Annotated in this window: 14 protein-coding genes; 5 read left to right on the top strand and 9 right to left on the bottom strand. The window is 72.3% G+C overall.

What is annotated here, in order from left to right; genetic code table 11:
- Positions 1-5: 5 nt before the first annotated feature.
- The 6 genes from ACIP4P_RS21690 to ACIP4P_RS21665 form a co-directional block, all read right to left on the bottom strand.
- Positions 6-563 (bottom strand): hypothetical protein, encoded by a 558-nt coding sequence (locus ACIP4P_RS21690; protein ID WP_400920772.1) that lies wholly within the window; start codon positions 561-563, stop codon positions 6-8.
- Positions 560-1,744, bottom strand: coding sequence for a serine hydrolase domain-containing protein (locus tag ACIP4P_RS21685; RefSeq protein ID WP_400920770.1), 1,185 nt, complete (start codon positions 1,742-1,744; stop codon positions 560-562). Before ACIP4P_RS21685 ends, ACIP4P_RS21690 begins: the two co-directional genes overlap by 4 nt.
- 103 nt (positions 1,745-1,847) lie before the next feature.
- Positions 1,848-2,222 carry a hypothetical protein gene (locus tag ACIP4P_RS21680; protein ID WP_400920768.1) on the bottom strand — a complete coding sequence of 125 codons (375 nt, stop codon included), beginning with the start codon at positions 2,220-2,222 and terminating at the stop codon, positions 1,848-1,850.
- Complete coding sequence (locus tag ACIP4P_RS21675; protein WP_400920766.1) at positions 2,210-2,692, bottom strand: hypothetical protein; 483 nt, start codon at positions 2,690-2,692, stop codon at positions 2,210-2,212. Before ACIP4P_RS21675 ends, ACIP4P_RS21680 begins: the two co-directional genes overlap by 13 nt.
- A gap of 200 nt (positions 2,693-2,892) precedes the next feature.
- Complete coding sequence (locus ACIP4P_RS21670; RefSeq protein ID WP_400920764.1) at positions 2,893-3,987, bottom strand: Gfo/Idh/MocA family protein; 1,095 nt, start codon at positions 3,985-3,987, stop codon at positions 2,893-2,895.
- Positions 3,988-4,041: 54 nt separating this feature from the next.
- Entirely contained in the window at positions 4,042-5,451 is a 1,410-nt protein-coding gene (locus ACIP4P_RS21665; protein ID WP_400920762.1) for an MFS transporter, read from the bottom strand.
- Positions 5,452-5,596: 145 nt separating this feature from the next.
- Here ACIP4P_RS21665 and ACIP4P_RS21660 point away from each other — a divergent pair, with 145 nt between their 5' ends.
- On the top strand, positions 5,597-6,046 hold the full coding sequence (locus ACIP4P_RS21660; protein WP_400920760.1) for a winged helix-turn-helix transcriptional regulator: 450 nt from the start codon (positions 5,597-5,599) through the stop codon (positions 6,044-6,046).
- A 78-nt stretch (positions 6,047-6,124) separates the two neighbouring features.
- Here ACIP4P_RS21660 and ACIP4P_RS21655 read toward each other — a convergent pair whose 3' ends face one another.
- A complete protein-coding gene (locus ACIP4P_RS21655) occupies positions 6,125-6,493 on the bottom strand; it encodes a hypothetical protein (RefSeq protein ID WP_400920758.1) in 369 nt (122 codons plus the stop codon).
- A gap of 218 nt (positions 6,494-6,711) precedes the next feature.
- Here ACIP4P_RS21655 and ACIP4P_RS21650 point away from each other — a divergent pair, with 218 nt between their 5' ends.
- Complete coding sequence (locus ACIP4P_RS21650; protein ID WP_400920756.1) at positions 6,712-8,088, top strand: pyridoxal-phosphate dependent enzyme; 1,377 nt, start codon at positions 6,712-6,714, stop codon at positions 8,086-8,088.
- A gap of 22 nt (positions 8,089-8,110) precedes the next feature.
- Here the strand turns inward: ACIP4P_RS21650 and ACIP4P_RS21645 are convergent, their stop codons facing one another.
- Positions 8,111-8,887: a TetR/AcrR family transcriptional regulator gene (locus tag ACIP4P_RS21645; protein WP_400920754.1), complete on the bottom strand. Its 777-nt coding sequence runs from the start codon at positions 8,885-8,887 to the stop codon at positions 8,111-8,113.
- A gap of 104 nt (positions 8,888-8,991) precedes the next feature.
- Here ACIP4P_RS21645 and ACIP4P_RS21640 point away from each other — a divergent pair, with 104 nt between their 5' ends.
- From ACIP4P_RS21640 to ACIP4P_RS21630, 3 genes are all read left to right on the top strand, one after another.
- Complete coding sequence (locus ACIP4P_RS21640) at positions 8,992-9,996, top strand: ATP-binding cassette domain-containing protein (RefSeq protein WP_400920752.1); 1,005 nt, start codon at positions 8,992-8,994, stop codon at positions 9,994-9,996.
- A complete protein-coding gene (locus ACIP4P_RS21635; protein WP_400920750.1) occupies positions 9,996-10,829 on the top strand; it encodes an ABC transporter permease in 834 nt (277 codons plus the stop codon). The genes ACIP4P_RS21640 and ACIP4P_RS21635 overlap by 1 nt, the downstream gene beginning before the upstream one ends.
- Before the next feature lie 61 nt (positions 10,830-10,890).
- Positions 10,891-11,877, top strand: a complete 987-nt coding sequence (locus ACIP4P_RS21630) for an aldo/keto reductase (RefSeq protein ID WP_400920748.1) — start codon at positions 10,891-10,893, stop codon at positions 11,875-11,877.
- 13 nt (positions 11,878-11,890) lie between these two features.
- On the opposite strand, the gene ACIP4P_RS21625 is transcribed toward ACIP4P_RS21630, so the two are convergent.
- Positions 11,891-16,147 carry a hypothetical protein gene (locus ACIP4P_RS21625; RefSeq protein WP_400920746.1) on the bottom strand — a complete coding sequence of 1,419 codons (4,257 nt, stop codon included), beginning with the start codon at positions 16,145-16,147 and terminating at the stop codon, positions 11,891-11,893.
- Between the last annotated feature and the right edge of the window lie 13 nt (positions 16,148-16,160).

Raw genomic sequence — 16,160 nt, 5'->3', positions numbered from 1 at the left:
GGAGTTCAGCCCCGGTCCGCGCCCCAGCCGTCGTCCGGCAGGGCGGGGTCGGGCTCGGGGCAGTCGGGGTGGTCGTAGCCCCAGAGCCCGACCTTCGACAACAGCCAGTCGTCCTGCGGGGGTTGGTCGTAGTCGTGCCGGTCGACCAGCACGAAGCCGACCCGGACCTCCCCGGCCGGCGTGACCTCCAGGGTCCGCTGGCCGGGGATGTTCCGGTAGGTCACGGTCTCCCAGGCGCAGCCGGCCGCGGTCAGTGCGGCGGTCAGCGCGGACTCGGTGACCCGGGTGTCGTAGGTGCGCAACCCGCCGCCGTCCACCGGGAGTTCGAGCTCCCCGTGCCAGGTCGGCAGCGAGAAGGAGCGCAGCCGGCGGCAGCCGCAGAACACCGTCCAGGCGTCGCCCCAGCCGAAGGCGTGCGGCCAGCGGGTCTGCTTGTGGACGCGCCCGCTGTCGTACGGGACGCCGAAGCGGGCGGCGAGCTGCGGCAGCGAGGCGTCGTAGCGCAGCCCGCCGAGGTCGGCGGTGGCCGCGAGTTCGGTGAGCCGGGCCAGGAAGTCCGTCACCCCAGGCACCCGCGGACCGCCTCGATCAGCCGGTTGGCGCGGGCGTCGCCGTGGCCGATCATCCGGTTCGCGACGTAGCCGAAGCCGATGCCGAACTCGTCGTCACCGAAGGCGAACTGGCCTCCCGCGCCGTCGTTGCCGAAGCTGCGGGCGCCGAGCAGCGGGCGGAAGCCGGGCGAGTCCAGCAGCATCCCGGAGCCCCAGCGGGCGCCCATGTCGAAGCCCAGGTAGCCCTGCCCGGAGGAGAGTTCCCGGGTCGCGTCGGTCACCGTCCCGGCGGAGAGCAGCCGGGGCCCGCCGTCCAGGCCGGTGGCGGCGGCCGCGTACAGGCCGGCCAGCCCGGTGGCGGAGGCGACGGCGCCCGCGCCGGGCAGCTCGATCGCGTGCAGTGCCGGGTCGTTCCAGCCGTGCGGCACGTCCAGGCCGGGGAAGACCAGGGCGCCGTTCATGGTGACGATCCGGGTGAGCAGGTGCTCGGGGCCGGGCATCGGGCGGCGACCGTCCGCCTCCACCAGCCTGGCCAGGCGCGGGAGTTCGTCCTCCGGCAGGCCGATCCACAGCGGCAGGCCGAGCGGTTCGGCGATCTCCTTGCGGAGGAACGCGCCCGGGGTCAGGCCGGTGATCCGGCGGATCACCTCGCCGACCGCGAAGCCGAACACATGGCCGTGGTACTCGTACGTCGTCCCGGGCTCCCAGAGCGGCTGCTGGGCCTCGATGGCGCGGATCACCGGCTCCCAGGCGGCGATCTCCTCGAAGGGGAGCACCGCGTCCAGGGCGGGCAGGCCGGCCCGGTGGCCGAGGATCATCCGGGTGGTGATCCCCTGCTTGCCGTTCCGGGCGAACTCGGGCCAGTAGCGGGCGATCGGGGCGTCCAGGTCGAGCCGGCCGCGCTCGGCGAGCAGCAGGGCGCTGATGCTGACCGGGCCCTTGGCGCAGGAGAACACCGGGACCACGGTGTCCTGTGTCCAGGCCCGGCCGCTGTGCTGGTCGGCGGTGCCGCCCCAGAGCTCGACCACCTTGCGGCCGCCGACGAACACCGTCACGGCGGCGCCGAGTTCGGGGAAGTCGGCGAAGTTGCCGGCGAAGGCGTCCGCGACGGCGCCGTAGCGTTCATCGGCCCAGCCCTGGTACTGCTGCATCGTGGTGCCCCGTTCTGTGCGACTGGCGAATGCCAAGATCATCGACCGGTCCACGGTACGGGGTGGGGCGGGGCGGGACGACAGGTTTTCGGCAGACCGGGACGGGAGGGGCGGGTGTGACGGGCCCCGGATCGGGCCCGCGCGCTCAGCCGGCGGCGGGGTCGCGCAGGGGGTCGTACAGCCGGTCGTCCAGCGGGTCGTCCAGGGGGTCGTACAGCGGCAGGAAGTTGACCACCGCCTCCTCGTACGGGTGGACGGCCCGGACGGCCGCCAGCACGGCGGCGGCCTGCCCCCGCTCGCAGAAGGACTCCACCCGGCACTCCTCCGCCCGCTCCACCTCGCCCGCCGTGCCCCAGTGCGGCCGGGCGGCGGGGGAGGGCAGCCAGCTGCCGGTGATCCGCCAGACGCTGGAGCAGCGGGCGTACTCGCCGGTGCGGCCCGCGCCGGCGGCGTGCAGGGCCTCGACGACCTGCTCGACGTGGCTCTCCGGGACGGATATCTCGATCTTCAGGCGCGGCATATCGGGACTGTAGCGGGCCGGTGCGCCCGGGCGGCGAGTCCGAGCGCCGTGCCGATGCCGACGAAGGCCGCCGCGCCGGCCGGGACCACCCAGCCGGTGAGCGGGTCGGCGGCCGGGCTGCGGTCGAGTGCGCCGAGGAGGGCGGTGAGCAGGCCGTACGGGATGAGCAGGGTGCCCGCCCAGGCGGTGGCGAGCAACAACCTCCGCGGGAGCGGACGTTGAGGCGGGTGTCGGGCGAGGGTGAGGGCCAGGGCCACGCCGGTGAGCGCCAGGACGGCGGTGAAGTCGACGCCGTGCCGCTCCAGCCAGATCAGGGCGGCGGGCGCGCCGTTGCGCCGGAACTCGTCGGCGAGGTCGAAGCCGTCCGCGAGCCCGGCCCGGCCGCCCGCCGCCCAGTAGGACTTCAGGGCGATGTACGGCAGGGCGAGACCGGCGGCCAGGGCGACGGCGCGTGGACGGTGTCGGGTCATGTCCGCTCCTCGGTGGGTGGTGCTTCCACCGTTGCGGAGCCGGGCCCTCGTGGGCGTCCTGCGCGGGTAGGGGCGGGCTCCCTCGGGCGGGGGAGGCGGGGAGTGGAAAGTCGGTCAGGCCGACTTCCCACTCCCGGGGCGGTGGCGGTGGCGGCGGGGTGCGGTGCGGCCGGGTCGCGCACCGGCTCGACCCGGGCGGGTCAGCGAAGGTACTGGCGGGTGCCGGTCAGCGCGGACTCCTTGATGGCGTCGAGCAGCCGGTGCGTGCGGACCGCCGTGCCGAAATCGGGTTCGAGCGGCCCGCCGCTGCGGATGGCGTTCGCCAGTTCCTGGTAGACGTGGCGGACGTTGCGGACGGCGGGCGGTAGCTGGGGCTGGGTCGGCAGGTAGGGGGCGCTCAGCGGCAGCTGGACCGGGTCGGCCGTGCCGTCGCGGAACTCAAGGACGAACTCCGGGCCGACCAGCGAGTCATCGGTCGAGCGCAGCACCAGACGGCCCGCCCGGCCGTGCAGTTCGATCCGGAAGCCGTCACCGCGCGTTCCGCCGGTCATGAGGTGCGCGGAGGCTGCCGCACCCGATGCGAGCAGTCCCGCCACCACGATCTGGTCCGGTGAGGTGACCTCGATCTCCTCGCCCGTCTCCTCCAGGGTGATCCGCCGGATCCGGGTGGCCAGGGTGGCCGACACCTCGGTGAAGTCGCCGACCACGGAGCAGAACATGTCGAGCGAATGGCCGCCGACCACGGCGAGGTGGTTGACGCCCTTGGTGTGGTCGAACAGGGCCGCGTACCGGCTCGACCACACCTGCGGGGTCGACAGGGAGTAGGTCAGCGAGGCGGACAGCACCTCCCCGATCCGGCCTGCCGCGACCAGGTCCCGCAGCTGGCGCACCGCCGGATGGTGCCGGCTCTGCAGGCCCACCGCGTGCCGGACGCCGACGGTCTGCGCATGGGTGCGGAAGCGTTCGGCGTCCGGTGCCGTCAGTGCCAGCGGCCATTCGCTGTAGACGTGTTTGCCGGCCGCGATGGCGGCCTCCACCAGGCCGTCCCGCCGGGGGAGTTGGACGGCGACGGTGACGAGATCGACGTCGGGGTGCGCGATCAGCGCGTGGGCGTCGTCGAAGGCGTGTTCGGCGCCCCACGCCGTGGCGGCCGCCCGGGCCGACTCCATGCCGGTGCCGGCGACGGCGGTGATGCGGTAGTCGTCAAGGCCTTCCAGTGCGGGGAGGTGCACGCCGCGCCCCCAGCCGCGTGCGGCGTGGGCGCCGATCACTCCGACCCGGATCCTGTCGGTCATGTCGGGATTCCTTTCGTATGGCTCAGCAGCTCAGCAGCTCAGCAGCTCAGCGGTTCAGCGGCCCAGCGGTTGGTGGACGGCGGTGTCCGGCGCGGCGGCGGCCGCGGGGGCGGGGGCCGGGGTGTCCCGCAGGACGAGGAGGGTGACGAGCCAGCCGAGGAAGACGAAGCCGGCCGCGCACACGAAGGCCAGGCTGTAGCCGTCGCGCAGCGCCGTGAGCTGCGCCGTGCCACCGTGCAGCAGGCTGTCGCTGTGCGCGGTGGCCACCGTCGCCAGGACCGCGAGGCCGACCGCGGCCCCGGCCTGCTGCGCGGTGTTGTTCAGCCCCGAGGCCAGACCGGCGTCGGCGGGTTCGGCACCGGACATGGCACGCATGATGACTGCGGGGACGGTCAGGCCCATGCCGAGGCCCTGCACCACCAGGGTCGGCGCGACGTCCACCCAGTAGTCGCCGTGGACCGGGGCCCGGCTGAGCAGCAGCAGCCCGACGCCGAGCAGGAGCAGGCCGGTCAGCAGCACCCGGCGGGTGCCGAAGCGGGCGGTGAGCTTGGCCGAGAAGAGCAGCGAGACCGTACCGATCGTCAGCGGGGCCGGCAGGAACGCCAGCCCGGTCTGCATCGAGTCGAAGCCGAGCACCCGCTGCAGGTAGAGCGCGTTGAGGAACTGGAAGCCGAATCCGGCGGCGAAGGCCAGCACCACCACGACGTTGGCGCCGTTGAGCTCCCGGCTGCGGAAGATGCGCAGGGCCAGCAGCGGGTCGGCCGCCGTGGCCTGCCGTACCACGAAGGCTGCCAGCAGGGCCGCCGAGAGCGCGCCGCAGACGGTCAACTCGCCGCCGCTGAAGCGGTCTTCGGAGACCTGGGAGATGGCGAAGACGCCGAGCGAGAGCCCTGCGGTGACCAACAGCGCGCCGATCGCGTCGGCGCCGGCCCGCAGCCCGGGCCGCGACTGCGGGGTCAACTGCTTCAGCCCCGCGAACGCGGCCACCACGCCGATCGGCAGGTTGATCAGGAAGACCCAGTGCCAGCCGAGGGCGTCGGTGATGACGCCACCGGCGATCAGGCCGACCGACGCGCCGCCCGCGGAGACGAAGCTGTAGACGCCCATGGCCTTGGCCTGTTCGCCGGGTTCCGGATAGAGCCCCACGATCATGCCGAGCACGACGGCGGAGGCCAGCGCCGCGCCGACGCCTTGCAGGAACCGTCCGGCGATCAGCGTGCCCGCGGTGCCGGAGACGCCGCACACCAGCGAGGCGACGGTGAAGGTGACCAGGCCGCCCAGGAAGACCTTCTTGTTCCCCAGCAGATCGCCGAGCCGCCCGGACAGCAGCAGCAGGCCGGCGAACGCGATCAGGTAGGAGTCGACCACCCAGGACAGGCCGCCCTGGGAGAACCGGAGGTCGTTCTGGATCGTGGGGAGGGCGACCGTGACGATCGTTCCGTCAAGGATGATCATCAGCTGCATCGCGCACAGGATCGCGAGCGCCGTCCCGCGTGAACCGGATGTACCGGTAGCCGTGTGGTTCACAACCCGTTCTCTCTCTAGGGGCACTTCTTGTTACAGAGAACATGGTTTGGGACTATTGGGCCCAGCGGAAGGAGGCACTTTCATGTCCCAGAGGAACACCGATGTGACTCACCAGGTCACGGGCCTGCCGGAGTGCGAATCTCCAGCGGCGGAAGCCGCCTGCTCGGTCCTGGAGGTCCTCGGTCGGGTGAGCGGGAAGTGGAGTATCGGGATCCTGCTGGTCACCACCCAGGGCCCGGCGCGCTTCACCGAGTTGGAACGCCAGGTGAAGGGCATCAGCCGGCGCATGCTGACCCTGACGCTGCGCAACCTCGAACGGGACGGCCTGCTCGAACGGACCGTCTACCCGACGGTGCCGCCCAAGGTGGAGTACCGGGCCACGCCGATGGCGTGCGAGCTGTACGACTCGCTGCTCGCGCTGACGGGATGGGCGGAGCGTCATCTCGGCGAGATCGACCGCTCCCGGCTGCGCTACGACAGCGATGCCGACCGGGCCGAGCAGCGGGTGCCGGCCTCCTCGGCCGGGAGGTGAGGAGGGGGAAGTCGGCCGGGCCGACTTCCCCCTCCTGGTGTGGCGGACCGAAGCGCCGCGCCCGCCCCGGGGACGGCGTTACGGGCGGAGGAGCACGATGGAGTTGATCGGCGTCAGGTTGGCGTACACGCCGTTCTGGGCCGCGATGTATTCGCAGCTGCCAGTGCCGTTGTAGCCGGTACACAGCTGCGCACCGGCGCCGCCGGTCTGGTTGTTGAGCACCCAGTGGTTGCCATACATGTTGCTGAGGTTGTGCGGGCCGTACGACCAGAGGGTGAGCATCGGCGAGACCGCCGGGTTCTGGTCCTGCGGGTACACGCAGACGGCGCCGTCGGGGCAGCCCGCCCAGGTCGAGGCCTGGGCGGTGCCGGCGCCCACGGTGGTCATCACGGCGGCGGCCGCGGTGACCGCGACGGCGGCGACGGTGCGGCGGATGGTCATGCGCATGGGTCGGTCCCTTCGGTGACAGGTTCGGTGACGGGTTCGGTAACGGGGCGATGTGGTCGGCCCGGGGCGGGATCCCGGGCCGCGCTTCGATCCTCCGGGTGCGGCCTGGATGGTTTGTAGGGGGAGAACCGGCCATTCCCCTTCGTGCTCATGACAAAGTCTGCCGGGTGGCCGGTTTGGGCAGGCTCGCTCGGACACGCCTATTCAGGGAGCCGTTGATGACCGCAGTGCACGAATCCGTCCTCGACGCGATCGGCGGCACGCCGCTGTTCCGCCTCACCCGGCTCGGCGCCGGGATCGCCGCACCGATCTACGCCAAGGCCGAGTTCCTCAACATCGGCGGCAGCGTCAAGGACCGCGCCGCGCTGTCGATGGTCCTGGCCGCCGAGCGGGACGGCGAACTGAAGCCCGGCGGCACGATCATCGAGGCGACCTCCGGCAACACCGGGATCGGGCTGGCCCTCGTCGGGCGGCAGCGCGGCTACCGGGTGATCGTCGGGGTGTCCGACAAGTCCTCCGCCGAGAAGTCCGACATCCTCCGGGCGTACGGCGCCGAGGTGGTGCTCGCGACGACCTCCGTGCCGCAGGAGGATCCGCGGCACCTGTTCAACGTGGTCCGCCGCCTCACCGAGGAGATCCCGGGCGCCTGGTTGGCCAACCAGTACGACAACCTGGCCAATCCCGACGCCCATGTCCGGACCACCGGCCCGGAGGTCTGGGAGCAGACCGGCGGCCGGGTCACCCACTTCGTCGCGGGCGTCGGCACCGGCGGCACCGTCACCGGCACCGGCGGGTACCTGAAGGAGGCCTCCGGCGGGTCGGTGACCGTCATCGGCGCGGACCCGGAGGCCTCCACCTACGGGGGCGGGGACGGCAGTCCGTGGTTCGTCGAGAGCATCGGCCACTTCCTCCACCCCGAGACCGTCGAGGACCGCTGGCCGCAGGCCTACCGCTCGGAGGTGATCGACTCCTTCGAGCGGATCCCGGACCGCGAGTCGCTGCTGACGGCCCGCCGGCTCGCCCGTGAGGAGGGCCTGCTGGTCGGCCCGTCCTCGGGCACGGCGGTCGCGGCGGCGCTGCGGGTGGCGCGGCGGCTGGGGCCGGAGGACCTGGTCGTGGTGCTGCTGCCGGACTCCGGCCGCTCGTACCTGTCCAAGGTGCACAACGACGCCTGGATGCGGGAGTGGGGCTTCCTGGAGGACGACGCCGAGGGCCTGCGTCCGCTGCTGGACCCCGCCGGGCCGCTGGTGTCGGTGGCCGCCGATGCGACGGTCGGCGAGGCGCTGGACCTGCTGCGCGCGGCGTCGGGCGGGGTCGCCCCGGCGGTGCTGGCGCGGCCGGCGCGGCCGTACGGGGTGGCCGCGCCGGAGGTGGTCGGCTCGGTGTCCCGGGAGGTGTTGACGGCGGCGCTGGCCGACGGCGGGGCCAAGCCGGACGACCCGGTGCGCCCGCTGGTCGGGCCGGTCCTGCCGACGGTGGGGGTCGGGCAGTCGGCGGCCGAGGCGCGGGCGGCGCTGGCGGGCGGGCGTCCGGCGGTGGCGGTACTGGTGGACGGCCGGGTGGCCGGGGTGCTGTCGCGGGAGGTCCTGGGCTGAGTGCTCTGACGGAGGTCCTGGGTCAACTCCCGCTCGGGGAAGCCAGGATGGCGAGGATGACCCGGTCCAGGGTGCGGTCGAAGGCCTGGTCCGGGTCGGCCGGGGGGCCGGCGGTGGCGAAGGCCTGGGCGAGGTTGGGGTAGGCGCCGCTCATGGCCGCCTGGGTGAGGTAACCGACCATCTCCGCCTGCCACTTGGCGCCCGCGGCGGCCGTCTGCTCGTACTGGGCGAACTGGCAGATGAAGCCGTTGAACATCGCCATCGCCTCCATCCGGGTGCCGCCCGGCAGGCCGGTGGGGGCGGTGACGGCGAGGAAGTGGTCGGTGTAGCGCAGGGCGTTGGGGCCGATGCCGGGGCGGGCGATGACCAGGCCGGGCAGCCACGGGTGGCGGCGGAAGATGGCCATCTGCTCGTGCGCGAGGCCGGCGAGGTCGGCCGGGACGTCGCCGCTCGGCTCGGGCGGCAGCCGGTACTCGCCGCAGGCCGCGTCGAGCATCAGGTCGAGCAGGTGCTCCTTCTTCGGCACGTAGTTGTAGAGCGACATGGTGCCCGCGCCGAGCGCGGCCGCGACCCGGCGCATCGAGACGGCGTCCAGGCCCTCGGCGTCGGCGATCGTGATCGCCGCCGCGGCGATCGAGTCGCGGCTGTGGGCCGGTTTGGGGCCGCGGCCGGTGCGCTCGGGGCGCAGCCAGATCAGTTCGGGAGCCTCGGGGGGCACCGGCTTCTGCGGCTCCTCGGGGCGCGCTGCGCTGGTCGGGGACTCGTTCGGGGACTCGTTCGGGGGCTTGCTGGACGGCACTGGAAGATCACCTCGCTTCCCCATCTTAGATACGTACGACGTACGTAGTACAGTTGCGGCTGCACGCACTTCTACGTACGCTGTACCTAGAGAAGGGCAGAGCCATGACCGACCTCACCCGACCCGCCATCGAGATGACGGGCGTGCGGAAACGCTTCGGGACCACCGAGGCCCTGCGCGGCCTCGACCTGACCGTCCCGGCCGGCACCGTCTGCGGCCTCCTCGGCCCCAACGGCGCGGGCAAGACCACCGCCGTCCGTGTGCTCGCCACCCTGGTCGCCCCCGACCAGGGCACCGTCCGGGTCGCCGGGCACGACGCGGTCCGGGAGGCCGAGGAGGTCCGGCGGGCGATCGGCCTGGCCGGCCAGCACGCCGCGCTGGACGAGGGCATCACCGGTCGCGACAACCTCCACCTGTTCGGCCGGCTGCACCGCCTCGGCGGCCGCCGGGCCCGGGCGCGCGCCGACGAACTGCTCACCCGCTTCGGCCTCGCCGAGGCCGGCGACCGGCTGGTCCGCACCTACTCCGGCGGCATGCGCCGGCGCCTCGACCTGATCGCCAGCCTGGTCACCAGCCCGCCGGTGCTCTTCCTGGACGAGCCCACCACCGGGCTCGACCCGCGCAGCCGCCAGGAGATCTGGGCCACCGTCAAGGAGTTGGCGGACGGCGGAACCACCGTGCTGCTCACCACCCAGTACCTGGAGGAGGCCGACCGGCTGGCCGACGACATCGTGGTGGTCGACCACGGCGCCGCGATCGCCACCGGCCCACCGGCCCGGCTGAAGGCGGCGATCGGCAGCCAGGTCTCCGTCACCCTGGCCGACCCGGACCAACTCGGCGCCGCCGCCGTGGTGTTGTCGGCGCTGTCCGACGGCGACGCCCGGGTGGACCTGGCCGAGCGGACGGTCACGGTGCTGGCCGCGCCCGGGGCGAACGTCCTGCTGCCCTCGCTGGTACGGGAGTTGGACGCCGCCGGGGTGACCGCCGAGGACGTCGCCGTCCGGGCGCCCTCGCTCGACGACGTGTTCCTCGCACTCACCGGGAAGCCGCGGGAGACCGCCGAGCCCCGCGAGTCCGGAAACACCGCCGACCTTGGAAAGGTCGCCTGATGTCCGTCGCCGTCCACCCCGCCGTCCGCACCACCGCGCGCCCCTCGACCGGCGCCCGCCTGGTCTCCGACACCGGCACCTCGATGCTCCGCATCCTGCTCAACTACCGCCACTCGCCGGGCCTGTTGGCCGCCTCGCTGGGCGTGCCGGTGGTGATGGTGGTGGTCTTCGGGTACGTCTTCGGCAGTGCCATGCAGGTGCCCGGCGGCGGGGACTACCGGGAGTTCCTGATGCCCGGCCTGTTCGCCATGGTCGCCACCAACGGCATCATGCCCACCATGGTCGGCGCCGCCCGCGACGTCGGCCGCGGGGTGACCGACCGGCTGCGCTCGATGCCCGTCTCCCGCACCGGTCTGCTGCTCGGGCAGACCCTCGCCGACCTGCTGGTCACCGTGGTCGTGCTGGCGCTGCTCACCCTGGTCGGACTGGCCACCGGCTGGCGCGCCCGGCACGGCGTCGCCGACGCGCTGGGGGCGTTCGGGCTGCTGCTGCTCTTCCGGTTCGTGATGACCTGGGTCGGCACCCTGCTCGGGCTGGCCGTCGGCAAGGAGGAGGCGGCCGGTCAACTCTCCATCGTGGTCTTCCCGGTGGCGATGCTGACCAACGCCTACGTGCCGACCACGGGGATGCCCGGCTGGCTGCGGGTGATCGCCGACTGGGACCCGATCAGCTCCGTCGTCCAGGCCAGCCGCGAGCTCTTCGGCAACCCGTCCGCCCCCGGCGACGCCTGGCCGATGCAGCACGCCCTGCTCTCCACCCTGCTGTGGTGCGCGGCGCTGCTCGCGGTCTGCGGGCCGCTGGCCGTACGGAAGTTCGCCACCCACGGGCGCTGATCCGCCCGGTTCGGCGGAATGTGCTGGACACCGTGGCCGGTGTGGCCTTAGGTGGGGCGCCATGGAGTACACCCACCTCGGCCGCACCGGCCTGACCGTCTCCCGCCTCTGCCTCGGCACCATGAACTTCGGCCCCCACACCGAGGAAGCCGAGGCCCACCGCCTCATGGACACCGCCCACGAGCGCGGCATCAACTTCTTCGACACCGCCAACGCCTACGGCCGCGACCCCGAGGGCAACCTCAAAGGCCGCACCGAGGAGATCATCGGCCGCTGGTTCGCCCAGGGCGGCGGCCGTCGCGAGCGCACCGTGCTCGCCACCAAGGCCTACGCCGAGATGAGCGACTGGCCCAACGAGGGCCGGCTCTCCGCGCTCGCCATCCGCAAGGCCGTCGAGGCCAGCCTGCGGCGGCTGCAGACCGACCACATCGACCTCTACCAGATGCACCACATCGACCGGGACACGCCCTGGGAGGAGATCTGGCAGGCGATGGAGGTCCTGGTCGCCCAGGGCAAGATCATCTACGTCGGCTCCAGCAACTTCGCGGGCTGGCACGTCGCCCAGGCCCAGGAGGCCGCCCGCTCCCGGCACTTCCTCGGCCTGGTCAGCGAGCAGTCCCTCTACAACCTGCTCGACCGCACCATCGAACTGGAGGTCATCCCCGCCCTCCAGCACTACGGCCTCGGCCTGATCCCCTGGTCCCCGCTGCGCAGCGGCCTGCTCGGCGGCGTCCTGCGCAAGGAGCGCGAGGGCACCCGCGGCCGCAGCGCCACGGGCTACGCGGCCGACCTCCTGGACCAGCACCGCGAACAGCTCCAGGCCTACGAGGACTTCGCCGCCGAACTCGGCGTCGACCCGGCCGACCTGGCCCTCGCCTGGCTGCTCTCCCGCCCCGCCGTCACCGCCCCCATCATCGGCCCCCGCACCCCGGCCCACCTCGACGCCGCCCTCGGCGCGCTCGACCTGAAGCTCGACCAGAAGACCCTGGACCACCTCGACGAGCTCTTCCCCGGCCACCGCCCGGCCCCGGAGGACTACGCCTGGTAGGTGCTGCGCTCTGTCAGCCCTCGGGCCCCGGCGCCGTGCCGCCGGGGCCCGAGGGGCGGCCCACGGCCGGCGGCCACTCCGCCAGTCCCCGATCCGGCCAGCGAGCGGAAGGATTCAGGCGACCCCCGGTGGGCGGACCGGCGACGGGCAGGGTGTGGAACCCGTCCGAGTCGAGGATGCAGTAGGCGGACCAGGAGGGTGCGAACATCGGGCTGTGCTCGGTCAGCTGGACGGACCACAGCAGGACCTTCTCCTCACCCAGCAATCGTTCGACGGCCGACTGCCGGAGCAGGATGCTGTTGGGCCCGGCGCCGGCGAACCCCGGATCGGTGAGCACGAGTTCGCCGGAGGACCGGTCGGTGAAGTCCAGCCGCCGGCCGGTCCAGCGGGCTTCGAGTCGATCCATGAGCCGGCGGCTGGGCACAGGGCGGGAGACCGCTCCGGCGAATCGTCCGAAGCCCGGCGGCGGCATCCTGATCTCCGGGATCTCGACGGAGGTCGGCATCGGATCCGTGCGGGATCCGTGCGGTTCGGCGAACTCGGCGCGGATGTAGTACTCCGCGAGGAATGCCTCGCCAGGCCAGTTCGATGAGGCCTTCACCCCCTTGAACATGAGGGATCTTCGGGCAAGTGCCTCGATCGCGGCGGTGCGGGACATGACGAATGAGTCGACCCGCAGGACCGGAAGGAATTCTCGGGGCTTGTGGGCGGGAGATGATCTCTGCCAGGCATCGGTGGTCCGGAGAATCGCTCGCCGGCGGTGCAGTCGCGGGAGGTCGGGGCCGGGCTCGTCGTTTTCACCCGCCAGGTGGTGGAAGGCGTTCAGGAGCAGCCACGGTGTCCCAGCGGGGTCGATGCGGGTGAGTACCCGGCTGAGGGCGACCGGTGGTCCGTCGGGCGAGGCCGCCAGGTCGGCCGCAGAGAACGGAGCGGTCCACCAGTTGTCCTTCCACGTCATGCTGTTCGAGGTGGTTCGCCACTCTGCTCCGAGCGTCGGATCGATGGTCCGTTGATGGTGGCGCGCTGCGGCATGTTCGTCGGAGCCGGGGGACGGTGCCCCTTCCTGGAGCCGGGACGCCTGCTCCGCGTACCACTCCTGTTGGGCGCGTTGAAGTGCCTTGCTGACGGCCGCACTCGACGAGTCCGGGTGCAGTTCGTCGGAGGTGCGGAACAGTCTCCTGGGCAGGCCGAGGGTCAGGAATCCGGCCCGACGGGCCAGCCAGACCTGACGAGGCACCGGGCTCTCCTCCTCGAACGGGCACCAGGAGAGCCTGCCGGCTTCGAGGGCGATCGTTCGGCTGCCGAAGGGCAGGGCCTGCATGCGCGGTCGGCGCAACGGGACGGCGGGGAAGCGACTGTCCGTGGTCTGCTCCGTGGTCTGCTCACCGCGGAGCACCTCCCGGACGGCGAGGACGGCATCGTGGATGCGCAGATGAGGTCGCGAAAGGGAGCGGTCGACTGCCACGGACACCCGGATGTCCGTGATCGGCTGCGTAAAACGCGCGAGGGCACCGTAGGCCGCCAACCAGGCGGCCTCCGCCAGGCACTCGTCCGGATCGTGACCGAACCTGGTGAGGTGCCGGGCGATCAGCTCGGGCCGGTCCACCAGGAGGTCTGCCGCGGTGCGGATGCAGGCATCGCGCAATCCGTGGTGGCCCACCGCTGCGAGCCGGAGCAGAAGGGTGCTGACCTCGGCGACGACCTCGTCACCGCGCGGTCCGACGGAACCTGCCCAGGCGATGAGACGGCGGAGCAGGACGATCCCGTCCTCGTCGTCGAGGAGTGCGACGACAGGTCCGGCGAACCGGAGCTCGACGCGACGGCGGCTCCAGGAGGACAGCTGCTCGTCCAGGAACGGTACGCCCAGCGGGTGCCGGTGGCAGGTGGCGTTCACCAGGATGGAGTACAGCGCGCCCGGGGCCGAATCCGGGTCGCGGAGCTGCCGAGCCAGAAAGGCCCGGGACGAGGGGCTGATGTGCTCGGGGGAGCGGCCTTCCATGGAATCCAGTACGGTCCGGGCGACCGCGGACCGGAGCCTGCGGGGTACCAGGTCCGACAGCTCGGCCCGGTCGATGCCCTGAGGAGCCGCGCCGGCGAGCGCCTCCAGCATCCTTCTTTGGTCCATGGATCGGGCCGAATCCGGCTCGTCCTCAGGTGACCCGGCGACGGCCTTCACCAGTCGGGTGACGGCCCGGGCCGGGTGCGGGCCCCGCAGGAGGTTCACCGCCCGTACGTGCTCGGCGAACCGCTGGATGGCGAACCTGACCCGTCGGGTATCGGGGTCCAGTGCGAGCACGCCGGCGCCCTCCAGCCAGCGCAGCATCACCGCCGGCTCGGCTGACCCCGGTACCTCGGCCAGGGCCCGGCAAGCCCTCGGGTAGTCGAGTGTGCCCTCTTCACCCATCTGCTCGGCCAGTGCCTTGCAGACGAGGTCGACCAGGGGTGGCGGCGCGGGTGATGGCCCGGCGCGGAGCCCGTGAGCCTCGTCCAGGTACGCGGCGTAGTCGCTGTCGAGGATCCGTAGCCAGGACTTGAACAGGTCGCCCACGCTGGGCGGGACGATCGGACCGGGCTCCGGCCGCGGATTGCGGTGCAGGGACCAGGCCAGGACCGCGAGCATCAGCGGTCGGCGCAGTTCGGAGAGGTCCGGGGGGAGCAGCAGTTCCGGGAGCCCGTACATGTCCTGGTACACCCGCCAGGCCCGGTCGGGCTCGGAGACCCCGGGGTTCCAGAGGAAGCCGTGCCCTCGGCGGTCCACTTCGTCGGAGACCTGCTCGGGAACGGTCGGGCGGGTGTCGAGCCGGACCGTGCCGACCAGGGTTACCAGGGGATACCCCCGCACCAGATCGGCCAGGGACGCGAAGGCCGTCTGGAAGTCGCCGCGCAGGCAACGGACTTCGTTCAAGGCGTCGACGGCGAGCACCGCAGGGCGACCGGTCAGCAGGGCCTGTTGCTGGAGTGCCGCCAGCAGGTCTCGCAGTCCCCGGGGAGCAGTGCCGGGGGCGACCAGCCGGGGAAGCTGCGCTTCGAACGGTTCGTCCGGGCCGAATTCGTGCCCGCACACGAAGGCGGTGGGCGCGCCCTGGGCGAGGCGTTCCTGAACCCAGCAACCCAGACCGTAGGACTTTCCGGTGCCCCAGCCACCGCCGACGAGGAGGGATCCGGTCTGGCGGGTGGCCAGGACGCTGTCGGCGCAGACGGCGTACAGGCCACGGATACAGGCCAGCAGGTCCTTGAGCGTGGCGATCATGCCGCCGAGTGCCCTGTGCTGTTGGTCCGGCAGTGACTCGTACGGGCGCGCGACGGATACCGAGGACAACAACTCACGGTGGACAGCTTGGATTTCGACCGCGACCTGGCCGCAGAGTCGGAGGGCGGACGTGATGGCCCGGCGCAGCGGTTCTGCGTTCAACTCCCCCGCCTCACTCAGCAGTCGGGCGATCACATCCAACTGGTCCGCGCAGTGGTCCCGTTGCTCCACGGAGGCGGCCCAGCGCCGGGCGGCGGCCGCCATCGGCTCCAGGCACGGGACGGGAAGGCGGTCCGACTGCGGCTGCCAAGTGGACCAGATCCGTAGCGTCGTGGCCGCCCCGGTCAGGCGAGTGATCAGCGAGGACGGGTCATGGAGCTCGCTGAGCGTGTCGGACAGGAAGGTCGCGAGCAGTGGGGACGGCAGATCGACTAGGTCCTGCCGTCGGCGGACGGTGCGGGCGGCAGCGGCCGCGTGGCGGTGGATGTCCGACAACCGTAGGTACGGGGTGTCGAAGTAGGCGGGAATGATCTCGTCCGCCCGAGCTGCGATCACCCGTTCGATCGTGCTCCGGGTGTACGGGTGGAAGCGGATGGGCTGACCGGGCCGGGCGTTGCGGACCGCCTCCGCCCACCGATCGGTCGCCTTCCGCCACTGCTCCGTGCCGGGTGTTCCCCGGCCGCCGCCCGTGAAGTCCTGCGGGAGGAAGACGAGCAGGTCGGTGAGGTCCGGGTGGTGGGTCAGAGCGGACTTCACGGACTCGTCCATGGACTGCAATGCCGAACCCGACGTGGCGTGGTACTTCACCTGGATCCCGACCAGACGGCCGTCCGTGAGCCGCGCGCACGCCTCCAGCCCGCCGTCCGGAGGCCGGAGGGGGAGCAGGGTGCCGCCGATGACGGGGCCGAAGTCCTCCGCCAGGATCGCGGGGAAGAGGTGGACGCACAGGGACTCGAACACCTGGGCCGGAGCGACGCCGAGGTCGGTCCGGAGCCTGGTGAGGTCCACTCCGAGAGGCATGTCGGTCCTTCCG

Source organism: Kitasatospora sp. NPDC089509 (genome assembly GCF_044749365.1).
In the GTDB taxonomy this organism is placed as follows: Bacteria; Actinomycetota; Actinomycetes; order Streptomycetales; family Streptomycetaceae; genus Kitasatospora.
The sequence above is the reverse complement of the archived record's forward strand: the minus strand, read 5'-3'. Positions and strand labels throughout refer to the sequence as shown.

Excerpts from the sequence above, each read along its gene's own strand:
- ACIP4P_RS21655 (WP_400920758.1), bottom strand. The coding sequence starts at position 6,493 with ATGCGCATGACCATCCGCCGCACCGTCGCCGCCGTCGCGGTCACCGCG.
- ACIP4P_RS21650 (WP_400920756.1), top strand. The coding sequence starts at position 6,712 with ATGACCGCAGTGCACGAATCCGTCCTCGACGCGATCGGCGGCACGCCG.
- ACIP4P_RS21640 (WP_400920752.1), top strand. The coding sequence starts at position 8,992 with ATGACCGACCTCACCCGACCCGCCATCGAGATGACGGGCGTGCGGAAA.
- ACIP4P_RS21630 (WP_400920748.1), top strand. The coding sequence starts at position 10,891 with ATGGAGTACACCCACCTCGGCCGCACCGGCCTGACCGTCTCCCGCCTC.
- ACIP4P_RS21665 (WP_400920762.1), bottom strand. The coding sequence starts at position 5,451 with ATGCAGCTGATGATCATCCTTGACGGAACGATCGTCACGGTCGCCCTC.
- ACIP4P_RS21625 (WP_400920746.1), bottom strand. The coding sequence starts at position 16,147 with ATGCCTCTCGGAGTGGACCTCACCAGGCTCCGGACCGACCTCGGCGTC.
- ACIP4P_RS21685 (WP_400920770.1), bottom strand. The coding sequence starts at position 1,744 with ATGATCTTGGCATTCGCCAGTCGCACAGAACGGGGCACCACGATGCAG.
- ACIP4P_RS21635 (WP_400920750.1), top strand. The coding sequence starts at position 9,996 with ATGTCCGTCGCCGTCCACCCCGCCGTCCGCACCACCGCGCGCCCCTCG.
- ACIP4P_RS21670 (WP_400920764.1), bottom strand. The coding sequence starts at position 3,987 with ATGACCGACAGGATCCGGGTCGGAGTGATCGGCGCCCACGCCGCACGC.
- ACIP4P_RS21680 (WP_400920768.1), bottom strand. The coding sequence starts at position 2,222 with ATGCCGCGCCTGAAGATCGAGATATCCGTCCCGGAGAGCCACGTCGAG.
- ACIP4P_RS21675 (WP_400920766.1), bottom strand. The coding sequence starts at position 2,692 with ATGACCCGACACCGTCCACGCGCCGTCGCCCTGGCCGCCGGTCTCGCC.
- ACIP4P_RS21660 (WP_400920760.1), top strand. The coding sequence starts at position 5,597 with ATGTCCCAGAGGAACACCGATGTGACTCACCAGGTCACGGGCCTGCCG.